Origin of the sequence: Streptomyces atratus (assembly GCF_014648655.1) — a bacterium.
In the GTDB taxonomy this organism is placed as follows: domain Bacteria; phylum Actinomycetota; class Actinomycetes; order Streptomycetales; family Streptomycetaceae; genus Streptomyces; species Streptomyces atratus.
In genome coordinates this window covers 89,350-100,958 of sequence record NZ_BMRN01000028.1, presented here as the reverse complement: position 1 = coordinate 100,958, position 11,609 = coordinate 89,350, and the positions used below count along the sequence as shown (strand labels likewise).

The window sequence follows — 11,609 nt, the reverse complement described above, 5'->3', positions numbered from 1 at the left end:
CGAGGGCCCGGTGGCGACCAGTTCGGGCACCGTCTTGTCGGCATGGGTGGCCTGCCGTCGGCGCTCACCGGACTGATCCTGCTCGCGCAGGATCCGGTACATCGTCGAGACGGAGCAGTGATAGCGCCCGGCATCCAGCTCGCGGGCCCAGATCTGCGCGGGCGCCGGCTCGGCGTACTCGTCACCGTTCATCAACTGGAGTACCGCAGCCCGCTCTTCGGCCGTCAGGGCCGATGGCTGCACCTGCGGGGCACGTGCTCTGCGGGGTGGCGGGGGCCGGAGCCGACGGTAGTGCGTGGCGCGGGAGCGGCCGGTCAGCCGGCAGGCGGCCATGATGCCCAGCTGAGCCTCGACGCCGGTGAACGCCTCGTCCACGACAGGGCCGGCGGCAGGCTTCAGTCCGCGCTCTCGGAGATCATTTCCAAGAGCGCGGAAGCTTTTCCCATCACCTCGAGTGCGGCCTTGTTCCCTGCCAGGTCCCTCTGCAACCGCTCCACCTGCTGCCGCAGCTTTTCGTTCTCCACTTCCGCGGCGGACTTCTTCGCACGGGCCGGGCTGGTCCGGCGGTCGACCAGGTTTTCCAGGGCCCCGGCGTCCCGGGCGGCCCGCTATTCCTTGACATGCGAGTGGTAGAGCCGCTCCCGGCGCAGGACCGCACCCTTCTCGTTCATGGGCGCGGAGTCGTACTCGGCGACGATCCGCAGTTTGTACTCCGAAGTGAAAGTGCGGCGCTTCGGCCTCGGCGCCGGGTCGGACCCGACGGGCTCTGTGCTGGGCATAAGGGACGGTTCTCCTGTCGTGCCCTCTCAGGCCAACCCCGCAGAACGGGACGTCTCACCCAAGGCTGACAGAGAGGGGGACGGGCCTTGGGTCAAGCCCCGTAGCGGGCGTGCCCTATGTGCCACACGTAGGAGGCTGCGATGCCTTCCATGGCGCGAGCGTGATCCGCGAGTGAGTTCTTGCTGTTGACGGTGAGTTCGGTGATTCGAAGGCGTGCGGTGAGGGCTTGGTCTTCACACATGCGGGAGGCCAGGCGGAACGCCTCTTCGAGGTCGCACTCACGATGTCGGATCAGCAGTGTTGGCAGGCTCGGAGGAGTCGGGCCACCGCGTTCTGTCTCCTTCGCGTACGAGGCAAGGTCGTTGATCCACCCGGCAAGGTCGGCAACGGCCTTCTCCAGTTCCCGCACCGCTGTTGAGGCTCGCTGATCCTCGGTGAGTTCGTACCTGAGCGCGACTTCCGCGGTCGCCATGACGGTCCGGACGAAGACTGTGTGGGGGCGCATCGCGCAATAGTCGCTCAGGGTGACCTGGTCGGGCCTGTCGAGGTGATGGGCTTCCCAGAGGATGCCGAAGAGATTGTCCCGCAGGTGTGCGGTGAGCCGCAGGTACTGCGTGGGCGTGGCCCGTTCCCGGAACCGGTGCAGGAGGTCCCGCAGGGCGGCGATGTAGGCGTCGTCATCGGCCGCCGGCTCGTCGTGGCCGGCCAGCAGATGGACACAGTGACTGATGCGGCGGACCAGACGGGCGGTGTCACGGCCTCCTTCGTACTCGCCGTGTACGTCGTCGAACGCGGTGAGCCACAGAAAGAGATCGGCGCAGAGGAACACGCCGTCCCGGTCCGCCGTGGGCAGGACACGAGCCACCCCATGGGCCGTGATGTTGCAGAGGGCCTTCGCCTCGCCGGGTGAACCGATCAAGGGGAAGGTCCGGAGCCAGTGGGCGGTCTGCTCCTCGATGGCGTCGGCATACGGGCTGGTGGCGAAGGGACCGGGGAAAGAGCCTCGGAGGTCGGGCATCGGCAGGGTACGCGAGTCCGGGCTGCGGGTGTGGCTCATACGGCTGTCCCCACGACGGCCCGCTGCCTGGTTTCGGCGACCATACGGGGGTCCGACGGGTGCACGGTGAGCAGCCCGACCGGCTCCACGGTGGCGCCGGGAACGGGCCGCAGCCGCCAGCGGGACGCGATGAACGCCGTGATGACGATCGCCTCCGTCCAGGCGAACGCGTCGCCGATGCACATGCGCTTTCCTGACCCGAAGGGGATGAAGGCTCCCCTCGGCGGCTGGGGGCGCTCCGGCAGCCAGCGGTCGGGGTCGAAGCGCAGGGGGTCGGGGTACAGGGCCGGGTCCCGGTGCAGTGCGTAGGGACTCCACAGCACCTGCTCCCCTGCAGGCAGGACGACCTGCCCGAGGCGCACGGGCTTGGTGGCCTGCCGGGTCACCAGCCAGCCGGCGTGGTGCAGGCGCAGGGTCTCGCTGACCAGTCTGCGGGTGAAGGCGAGTTGGGGGACGTGCTCGGCGGTGATCGGGCCCTCTCCGACCACGGAGTCGACCTCCTCGTGCAGCCTGCGCTCCAGCTCGGGGTCGCGGCCCAGCTCGTGGAACAGCCAGGCCAGCATGACTCCCGTCGTCTCGGAACCCGCGGCCAGCAGCCCGATGATCTCCGAAAGGATCTCGTTGTCGGGCAGTGGCGCACCGGTTTCGTCCCGGGCCTCCAGGAGCAGCGTCACGAGGTCGTCGTGGGCGTCGGGGGCCGCCCGGCGCTCCGCGATGATGTCCGCCACCTCGCTGCGCAGCAGACTGCGGGCGGCCTTGAGCCGCCGGTTGCTGCGGGTGGGCAGCCGTTCCAGCGAGGACACGGGCACCATGGTGCGCCAGATGGCGGCCGTGAAGACCGTGTCGACGGCGTCGAGGATCGCGCGCGCCCGCAATTGCTCCGCGCGGAAGGAGCACAGCACCGACATGGCCACGTCCTGGGCCATGAGCCCCATTTCGGTCTTCAGGTCGAGCAGTTCCCCCTCACGCCAGCCCGTGATGGACGGCTCCACCGTTTCCCGCATCGTGTTGACGTACCCGCTGATCCGCTCGCGGTGGAAGGCGGGCTGGAGCAGGCGGCGCCGACGCAGGTGGGGCTCGCCTTCCGCGACCGGCAGGGCCGACTGACCGAAAAGCTTGAGCTTCTCGCCCAGCAACCCCTTGGAGAAGGAGCCGGACTTGCTGGTGAGCATTTCGTGGATCAGCTCATGAGAGTTGACCACGGTCACCTTCTTGAGGCCGACCGACATACGGACGATCGGCCCGTACGTGCGCAGGCGTTCGACAAACTCCAGGCGGTCCTTGAGCAGGGGCACAACGTGCCCGACAAGCGGCAACCGCCCCGGAGCGGTCGGCGGAACGTCCATGTCGGCAGTCACATCCATGTCAGGAGTCACGCGTCCGTCCTTTCCACATCTGTTTCTGTACATGCGGCTGCGCGACGTGCCCGCAGCAACTCCCGCGCAGCGAGCACCTCCGCTTCGATCACTGCGGTGGGCGCATACAGGGTTTTGTCGTGCCACAGGGCGGGGTGCTGGTGGCTGGGGTGCGAGGCGGCGCGCAGATACGTTTCGGCGAGGTCCAGGGCCCGGGTGTGCTGCGGCTGCGGTGTGGGTGTGGCGGCGCTCAGCAGGATTTTGACGGCGTATGCGGTCTCTTCGACGGTGCTGCCCCACACGCCCCAGGAGCCGTCGGCGCGCTGAGTGTCAGTGGTCCATGCGGCGGCCCTCTGGACGGCTCTGGACGCGTGATGGCCGCCGTACTGTGCGAGCGCGGTGACGCTTCGCGCGGTGGCGTAGTAGGGGGAGGCATGCCACTTGTCGGTCCAGTGTCCTTCGGGTTGCTGCTGGTCGGTCAGCCAGTCGCACAGCTTCGCCGCTCGGGGGCCGTATGTGGCCTCTGCCGTCGGGCAGCGCCGCAGGTAGCTCACGAGGGCCTGGAGGGCGTGGGCGTTCGCGGTGACCGATCCGGTGTCCTCGCCGATATAACAGTCGTAGTGGCTGCCGTTGTGGAACAGGTCCAGCGGTGCCGGGTCGTACGGCAGGCCGACGAGCGAGGCAACCAGTACCGCCATGGCGGTGTCGTCGGCATCGGTCATGAGGCCGGGCGCACCGCGCACGCCTTGAGGATCGTAGATCTCCTCGGCCCACCCGCGGACAGTGGGAAGAGCGGCAGCGGGCAGGCGGGCGCGCGCCAGCGCGGCGGCGACCCATAGCCGTTCGACCACGCGGAGGGGCGCGGCCTCGGGGAAGAGACCGCCGTAGCGCTGCGCCACTGCAGTGAGGTCGGCGACAGCCTGAGCGGTAGTGGCAGGTGATCGCGTTGCCCGTGCCGCGGTGGCGGCAGGCGAGCTGCCCAGGAGGCCTTCGACGTCAGGGACGAGAGCCTGCGGTATGTAGCTGTCCATGCCTTCGAACGTGTGGTGAAACTTGACGGGCAGGCTGCCCGCCGACTCGTACCGTCTGGCCACACGAGCAGGTGCCGACTCGTGGAAGCCACCCGGAACCGGCAGCCGGGGGCCGCCGATATCTGGCATGTCCTCGCCGGTGGTCGGGAAGCCCAACTTCTCGTTGATCTTGGCTACCAGGCTGGGTACGAGTATTTCCGCAGCGGCCGTGTCCGGCCACGGGCCCACCGGTGGCAGCGATCGCAATACGTCGAGGCCCCTGGTCACCGCGGTCGTGAGCCGGCCGGTGACATCTGCGGACGCGGTGCCCCTTCGCAGGACCGCCAGTGCGGCTTCCACCCCGCTGAGTGTCGGCAGGAGCCGGTAGGGCAGCGGTCCCTCCCCCCAACTGCCGCCGGGCGCCTGCTGCTCCAGCAGGTACGTGATCCGCTGTGACTCCCCGGGCAGCCACGGCGCCGCCGAGAGGACGCGGGCGGTCTCGTACAAGGAGGGGCGGACGCTTCCCCATCTGTCCTGGTCGGCCCTGGCCACCAGGCCGGTGGCTCGTTCGGCGTAGGACGTGCCGATGGGCGTGCTGATGCTCATGGGGTGACTTCCTCCTCGGGGTTCTGACTAGCGGCGTGCGGCGATGCCTTATGTCTGCCTGGCCGTTGCGTCCAGGGCGAGCCGGCGCAGGGAGGCTGTGGCACTTTCCGGGAAGGGAGCGTTGTCCAGGGCGGCGAGGGCGGCGGCCCGTCGTGTGTTGATCATTTCTTCCACGGTCTGCCGGGCGCCGGTGGAGTTCAGGATCGTGCGGACCGCGGCGGCGTGTTCCTCGTTGAGGTCGCTTCGGCCGACGAGCTCGCGCAGTGTTTTCAGTTCGGCCGTGGAGGCTCGCTGGACCGCGAGCGCCATCAGGACAGTGGCCTTGCCCTCGCGCAGGTCGTCCAGTATTGGTTTACCTGTCTTGGCGGGGTCACCGAAGACCCCGAGCAGGTCGTCCCGCAGCTGAAACGCTTCTCCCAGTGGTATGCCGAAACCGGTGCAAGCATCGAGTACGGGTGGGGTCGCTCCGGCCGCTGCCGCCCCTATGTGCAGGGGCCGTTCTATGGTGTATTTAGCGGTCTTGTATCGAATAACGTGCAGTGCTGTATCAACATCACCGGTAAGACGGCCGGTGGTCTGCAGGTCCAAGAGCTGGCCGTACATGACCTCGCTCCGCATTTCGGCCACCAGGGGCAGCACCTGCGCCAGCCGCTCCGGGCTGAGGTCCGCTGTTCGGAGGAGTTCATCGGACCACACCAGGGCCAGGTCGCCGAGAAGGACGGCCGCGCCCAGACCGTGCGCCTCGGCCCTGCTGCCCGGGCCGCCGCTGTCGGTATACGCGGTGGCCAGTGCACGGTGGGCGGACGGCCGCCCGCGGCGGATATCGCTGTCGTCCATCACGTCGTCGTGTACCAGGGCGAACACCTGAAAGAGTTCGAGGCTGGCGGCAGCGCGAACGGCAGCGGTCATGTCACCTGTTGCTCCGGCGGCCTGCCATCCGTACAGGCACAGCAGGGACCGAAGTCGTTTTCCACCGGTCAGGAGTCCGCGAAGGGTGGAGGTCAGGTAGAGCAACTCGATTCCTGGCGCAGCACGTTCCTTGGTGTCAAGGAATCCGGTCAGAGCCGCGCCCACCTTCTGTCGTAGGGGAGAGAGGTCGGGCAGTCCCGTGGGAAGGGTTTGTGTCACCGGCAATTGATCCTCTTTCGTTCGGGAACCGTCGTCGCGGTTCCGTTCTTGCAGAGGACGGGTCAACAGACCCGCGTCTCCTCCCTGGGGTTGTAGCGGTGGTGCCGGCCGGCTCCCGGACGGCACCACCGCTACGTGACGATCGACGGCAGGTGATACGGCTTCTACGCCTCGGTGCCGCCTGATGTCGGGGAGAACGGCGTGTCCCGCTCGGGGCGGGATGGGCTCCGGCTCCAGGGGGTGGCCCCGTTGGCGTCGGGGGTCAACGGGGTGAATCGGGCCGGGAGCGCGGTGAGCGTCCGGTGAACAGCCCCGGGGCGGTAGGTCAGCTTGTCTGCGGGAACGTCCAGTTCGATGTCCGGCAGGTAGGTCAGGAGCCTCTCGATGGCGGCGGTGGCGACCAGTGTGGCGACGTCACGGGCAGGACATGTATGAGGTCCTGCGGCGAAGGCCAGGTGGGCCTTGTTCCCGGAGCGGTAGCCGTCCGCCGGGATGCCCGAGTGGGGACAGGCGTTGGCGGCGGCGTACGACACCATGACGGGCGAGCCCGCGGGGATGCGAGCGCCGTGGAAGGTCACGTCCTTCTTGGGGAAGTGGACGCTGTAGTTGGCCAGCGGCGCGTCGTGCCACAGCGCGTCGTCGATGGCGTGCTGGATGGGCAGGCTCCCGGTGGTCAGGGTGCCGAAATAGCGGTCGTCGCTGAGCAGGCGGACGAGCGTGTTGGCGATGAGGTTGCACAGTGGCTCGTTCCCGGCCCCGAGGGTGATGAGGATCTGGTTGACGGCCTCTTCCTGGCTCAGCCCATTGGGATGATCGATGAACCAGGAGGTCAAATCGTGGCCGCGCTGTGCCGCCTTCGTCCCGTAGAGGGTTTCGAGGTAGGCGCCGAATGCCTGGCCGCCCGCTGCCTGTTTCCCCGGATCGCTGTCCATCATCGCCCCGAGCGCCCACACGAGCCGCGGGCCGTCCTCGTCCGGCATGCCGAACAGAGCATTGAAGACCATCAGGGGCAGCTGCTGCGCGTACTCGCGGACGAGGTCGACAGTCCCGGTATCGGCGAATTCCTGGAGCAGCGTGTCGGCGAAGCGGAATGTCAGGGCGCGCACATCATGGGGATCCAGGAGACTGAAGCTGTCCGTGATCACACGTCGCAGATGCGCGTGTGCCTCGCCGTCGGCGAAGAACAGACTCGGCCGCCACTCCACCAGGGGCCGGATCGGGCTGTCCTCCGGCACCTGCGGCAGCCAGCTCCGGGTGTCCTTGGTCCACGTATCGGTGTCCTGGAGGAGGTCGAGGGCGGCTCGGTAGTCGGTGATCAGGTTGACCACGACACCGGGGGCCACCTCGGCTACGCCGACCGCTCCCTGCCTGCGCAGCAGTTCATAGCTGCGCTGCGGGTTCGCGGCGTGTTCGGCCCCGTGCAGGGACACGGGGGCTTCGGCTGGTGTGAGCGTCACGAGGCTTTGACTCCGGCAACGGATATGGAATGGGCGGTCAGTTGGGCGAGGGCGTGCAGGCCGCTGTTCTTCTCTCGTGCGTCACAGGTGACCAGTGGTGTCTCCGGGGCGAGGTCGAGCTTCGAACGGATGAGCGCCAAGTCGTACTTGGGTGAGTCAGGGAAGACATTGACAGCGACGGCGTACGGCAAACCGCGCTCCTCGATGAGTTCCATCACTTCCCAGGAGTCCTTGAGCCGCCGTGTGTCGACCAGGACGAGGGCACCGAGTGCTCCGTACGCGATGCCTTCCCACAGCGGAAGGAAGCGGCGCTGCCCCGGAGTTCCGTACAGGTACAGAACGATCTTGTCGCCCGGCAGCGTCAGACGGCCGAAGTCGATGGCGACCGTGGTGGTGGTTTTGTCACGCAGGACATCGTGGCTGAGGTCATCGGTGGCGACCGCCGCGTTCGTCATGACTTCGTCGGTGTGCAGTGTCGGAATCTGCGACAGCGACTTGACCACGGTCGTCTTGCCGATACCGAGCGGGCCGGCAACGAGGATCTTGATCCTTCGGTGTTCTCCCTCGGGCAGGTAGACGGGAGGCGAGCTAGGCGGCAAGGAGAGCGTGGAGTCCACTCAGAACCTCTTCCAGGACTTCTTTCGACGGTCGGCCATCGTTCGACGCGCGGAGGGCGTCCGGAATCGGGACGGTGGCCTTTAACTGACCGTCACTGACAAGTTGTTCGGCGAGCACCAGAGTCACGCTGACCGGGAGGCCGAGATAGCCGGCCAGTTCGACGACGCTGAGAGATCCGTCGGTGAGGAGCTCGATCACGCGCTGGTGCACCGCTGTGTGGTATCTCGCGAGGGGCTGACCACTGGCACGCAGAGCGGCCAGTGAATCGAGGGTGCCCGAGAGGCCGGTGCCGGGGCTGGTCCCGGTCGCGAGGTAGGCCGGCAGCAGCCGTCGTTCCTGGCCGCGGCTCATGACACCCCGTCGCTGGTACGGGCGGGAACGGACATTATCTGTTCCCCGAGTTTCATTGCCTGGCGGGCCATGGTGGCTGCGACCACACCCATGGGCATGTCCTCGTCGCCCGCTGCCGCGATCAGGGTGTTGGTTCCTTCGCCGACCGGCATGACCATGTAGATGCCCCGGTCGTTGTGTGAGGTGACGGTCTTGAGCGGAGTGCTTCGAGGAGCTCCCAGAACGGCGTTGGTGGCGGCGCGGGAGGCGGAGTGCAGCGCGGCAGTCATGGCACCGATGCCGTCTGCCTCGTCCTTGGTGAGATCCTCGGAGATGGCCTGGACCATCCCGTCGAGAGTCATCGTCAGGGCGTGCCGGACACCACGGATTTCGGTGATGGGCTTCAGGACCCAGGCGGCCGGGCCGGTCTCTTCGTGGGTTTCAGGCATGGTCACTGTGTTGACTCCGAATCGGTGACGGACCGGTCGCCGGTGAGGCCACTTTGGAAATCGCTCCACATGGCACCGGTGTCTTCCGGGTTCAAGGGGCGGGGCGCTGCGGCGGCCTCGTCATTGGTGGCTGTCGCTGAGAAACGGCGGCGACGCTGTGGCAGCGCGGCCGCGCCGGTCGGCGCGGGCGAGTGTGCGGGCGAGTCGGCAGCGGCGGGCCGCTTGTGGGCCTGTGGCGCCACGGCAGGTTGGGGAGCCATGACCGACGGAGGTGTGGCGTTCTCGTCGATCGGGGTCAACAAGTTCTCGGGAACGGACACCACAGCGCGCACCCCGCCATAGGGAGAGGAAGTGTCGATGGAGACATGGAGGCCGTAGTCGGCGACGAGACGGCCGATAGCGGCGAAGCCCATGGACGGCGGATCACCGAGCTCGAGGAGCATCACCTCCTGCTGTTCACCCGATATCAGACCGCGGCCACGGGCGAGCGCTTCTGAGGTCATGCCCTTGCCGGCGTCGTCGATCGTGATGCACACACTGCCGTTGCCGGTCTGGATCAAGCCGACGTCCACCATGAGGTCGTCACGGGAGTGCTCCAGCGCGTTGGCCATCAACTCGGCGCAGACCACAGCAACAGGCTCGGCCGCACGCCCGACCACGCCGATGTTGGAAAGGCCCAGCCGAGAAACGATGTTGATGCGCTCGAAGCCGCGCAGTCGGGAGGAGGCGCCACTGACGACCTCGCTCACGTACGTGTCTTTACGGACGTGACCCGGCCAGCCTCCGCACACGATGGCGGATCTCTGCGTGAGGCGCAGGTTCTGCTCATTGAGGTGGTCGGACTCAAGCAGACTCTGCGTCAGACGGGGCGGCGCGCTGAACTCGTGCTGCAGACCCACGATATTCGTCTGCAACCGGTAGGAGAGAGCCTGGGACTCCTGAGTCGCGCCGCGCAGAGCAGCCCGAGCAGCGGCGTCGATGCGGCGCCTTTCCTTGAGGACGATGCCAGAAACCGCTTCGGGCACGGCGTCGAGGAGCTGCGCAGCCTCGGACCCCGCGAGGTTCTTGTGCAGCAGCCCGGGGACCGGGTGATGAGAGCTGATCAGGTGCAGCGCCAGAGCGGGAAGCCGATCGGATACGAGGTGACGTACTTCGTCGAGAAGTTCTGCCTCGCGGGTATTGAGTTCCTGTGTGCGGGACTCTGCGGCCTGCCTGTTCTGCACCTCGGTTCGGGTGCGGCCCTCGGCAGCCTGCACACGGGAATTGGCGGCCTGCGCCTCCGCGGACAACGCCCTGCCCTGTCGTATGTGTTTGCGGCGCGAGCGTGCCAGGAGCAGCGCCCAGACTGCTAGGAGGAGAGACAAGACGCCAAGGGCAACGGCGATTTTTGAGGACAAGGTCACGGAGGGTGGTCCTAGAGGTCGATCGAGCCTTCGAAGAACAGCACAGCGGTTCACTCCCCCGTAGGGGGTGAGTGCGGTCTCCGGAGAACTGGTGGACAGGAGAAACAATGTGGCAAGTGGATGGTGAGTGGACCGTTCGTGCGGCGAAGAAGTGCCACCGCAGACAAGCGACTGCCAGGCCGAGTCGAGGTCCGGTGAATGGCCCGAGCCGGCCAAGGCTCCAACGGCGCGATCCCCACAGACAGCGTCGGTCGTCCGGCCAGTCCTCGCGCAACTACCGGCCTCGGAAACGGTCGCAGGGCGGAGCCCGCTGAACGCAAATGAAATAGGTCCATCACAACTCCGTTGAGGACGGCAAACGCCGACTACATCTGGTGCTTCCCGCCATCGCACGCAGTCGACTCGCGGCTTTGCCACTTCCTAAAGCATGGTCAGCTTACTGGAGTTGATCTGTACACGCGGCGCTGATGAGCGTGCGCAGTTACGAACCGGACGATCTTTGCCGGCTGGGTTATCGACTCCGATCGCACGGCGTGGACAATGGCGCTCTCCGGCAGCTCGCCGAACGCACCCTCCGGTAGCCTCGGTGCGCGGCGCGGCGGCCCGGTGCCCGAAGTCCAGGGTGAGCGGCGGGAGTTCGGTAGGGAGCCAGGCGTCTGCGCTGTAGGTGCGCAGCGGGTCGAGGCAGTCGCGCTCGTACTCCTCGACGCCGACGTGCGCGGCGACGCCCTCGCCACCTGCCTGCGACACGGCATTACCGACCCCGACCGCATCAAGGCTTCGCGAGCACGTGCCGCCACAGTGCACGGGGCGCGCTACCCGCCCCCCGGCTGCTTCCGACCGCCGCCGTAACGACTCGATGCCGTGTCCGCATGCTCAATCGATGGTATGTGATGCGCAGTTGGCGGGCCCTGGGATCACGGTGGTGGCAGGTCCTGGTGACCTGCACCGCGGGCCTCACGGCAGCCGTCAGCATCGCGATTTCCCTGCCGCTGTGGCCCGGCGGAGCGCGGTACTTTGAGGGCATGTGCAGGCGACTCAAGTATTCGTAGAGCGAATACTCTGCACTGCGGCTGTCCATCCCTTGCCGGCGGGGGCATTGTGAAGTCCTGGCCTCGGTACCGCGGACAGCGCGGCCGTACGGCACGAGCCACGGTGGAGGGCCATGCACTGGCTGGGTCGATCGCCGACCTGATGACCGCGCTCCAGGAGTCCGTTGCTACGGCTGGCCGGTGGTGACGTCGATGGTGTGGTCGGGCTCGACCCCGCACCAGCCCGTCACAGCGACGTCGACCTGCGCGCACACGCCACGTACCGGGGTGGCCCGATCGGCATGGCGAACCGCCCCAGCCGCGGCGAGCAGCCTCCCTTGTCACGTCACCCCATCGTGCAGAAGCGCGGTGAAGCCCTCGAAGG

11 protein-coding genes and 1 pseudogene are annotated in these 11,609 nt (G+C 67.3%); all 12 read right to left on the bottom strand.

Going from position 1 to position 11,609, the window contains the following annotated elements; all coding sequences use genetic code 11:
- Positions 1–375: pseudogene (locus tag IEZ15_RS31045) on the bottom strand (IS3 family transposase); the annotation flags it as partial.
- Positions 376–395: 20 nt separating this feature from the next.
- Entirely contained in the window at positions 396–524 is a 129-nt protein-coding gene (locus IEZ15_RS46495; protein ID WP_268250448.1) for a hypothetical protein, read from the bottom strand.
- Positions 525–608: 84 nt separating this feature from the next.
- Positions 609–779: a transposase gene (locus IEZ15_RS31040; RefSeq protein ID WP_189280329.1), complete on the bottom strand. Its 171-nt coding sequence runs from the start codon at positions 777–779 to the stop codon at positions 609–611.
- 92 nt (positions 780–871) lie between these two features.
- On the bottom strand, positions 872–1,837 hold the full coding sequence (locus IEZ15_RS31035; protein WP_189280328.1) for a terpene synthase family protein: 966 nt from the start codon (positions 1,835–1,837) through the stop codon (positions 872–874).
- Positions 1,834–3,213 carry a cytochrome P450 gene (locus IEZ15_RS31030; RefSeq protein ID WP_189280327.1) on the bottom strand — a complete coding sequence of 460 codons (1,380 nt, stop codon included), beginning with the start codon at positions 3,211–3,213 and terminating at the stop codon, positions 1,834–1,836. Before IEZ15_RS31030 ends, IEZ15_RS31035 begins: the two co-directional genes overlap by 4 nt.
- Positions 3,210–4,808, bottom strand: a complete 1,599-nt coding sequence (locus IEZ15_RS31025) for a prenyltransferase/squalene oxidase repeat-containing protein (protein WP_189280326.1) — start codon at positions 4,806–4,808, stop codon at positions 3,210–3,212. The genes IEZ15_RS31030 and IEZ15_RS31025 overlap by 4 nt, the downstream gene beginning before the upstream one ends.
- 48 nt (positions 4,809–4,856) lie before the next feature.
- Entirely contained in the window at positions 4,857–5,936 is a 1,080-nt protein-coding gene (locus IEZ15_RS31020) for a polyprenyl synthetase family protein (protein WP_229846207.1), read from the bottom strand.
- 164 nt (positions 5,937–6,100) lie between these two features.
- A complete protein-coding gene (locus IEZ15_RS31015) occupies positions 6,101–7,393 on the bottom strand; it encodes a cytochrome P450 family protein (protein WP_189280325.1) in 1,293 nt (430 codons plus the stop codon).
- Complete coding sequence (locus IEZ15_RS31010) at positions 7,390–8,010, bottom strand: GTP-binding protein (RefSeq protein ID WP_373302651.1); 621 nt, start codon at positions 8,008–8,010, stop codon at positions 7,390–7,392. Before IEZ15_RS31010 ends, IEZ15_RS31015 begins: the two co-directional genes overlap by 4 nt.
- Positions 7,982–8,362 carry a DUF742 domain-containing protein gene (locus tag IEZ15_RS31005; protein ID WP_189280324.1) on the bottom strand — a complete coding sequence of 127 codons (381 nt, stop codon included), beginning with the start codon at positions 8,360–8,362 and terminating at the stop codon, positions 7,982–7,984. The genes IEZ15_RS31010 and IEZ15_RS31005 overlap by 29 nt, the downstream gene beginning before the upstream one ends.
- Positions 8,359–8,790 (bottom strand): roadblock/LC7 domain-containing protein, encoded by a 432-nt coding sequence (locus tag IEZ15_RS31000; RefSeq protein ID WP_189280323.1) that lies wholly within the window; start codon positions 8,788–8,790, stop codon positions 8,359–8,361. Before IEZ15_RS31000 ends, IEZ15_RS31005 begins: the two co-directional genes overlap by 4 nt.
- Before the next feature lie 2 nt (positions 8,791–8,792).
- Positions 8,793–10,193: an ATP-binding protein gene (locus IEZ15_RS30995; protein WP_189280322.1), complete on the bottom strand. Its 1,401-nt coding sequence runs from the start codon at positions 10,191–10,193 to the stop codon at positions 8,793–8,795.
- Positions 10,194–11,609: the final 1,416 nt, after the last annotated feature.

Coding starts and splice junctions, on each gene's coding strand:
- IEZ15_RS31035 (WP_189280328.1), bottom strand. CDS start 1,837: ATGAGCCACACCCGCAGCCCGGACTCGCGTACCCTGCCGATGCCCGAC.
- IEZ15_RS31040 (WP_189280329.1), bottom strand. CDS start 779: ATGCCCAGCACAGAGCCCGTCGGGTCCGACCCGGCGCCGAGGCCGAAG.
- IEZ15_RS31000 (WP_189280323.1), bottom strand. CDS start 8,790: ATGCCTGAAACCCACGAAGAGACCGGCCCGGCCGCCTGGGTCCTGAAG.
- IEZ15_RS31005 (WP_189280324.1), bottom strand. CDS start 8,362: ATGAGCCGCGGCCAGGAACGACGGCTGCTGCCGGCCTACCTCGCGACC.
- IEZ15_RS31025 (WP_189280326.1), bottom strand. CDS start 4,808: ATGAGCATCAGCACGCCCATCGGCACGTCCTACGCCGAACGAGCCACC.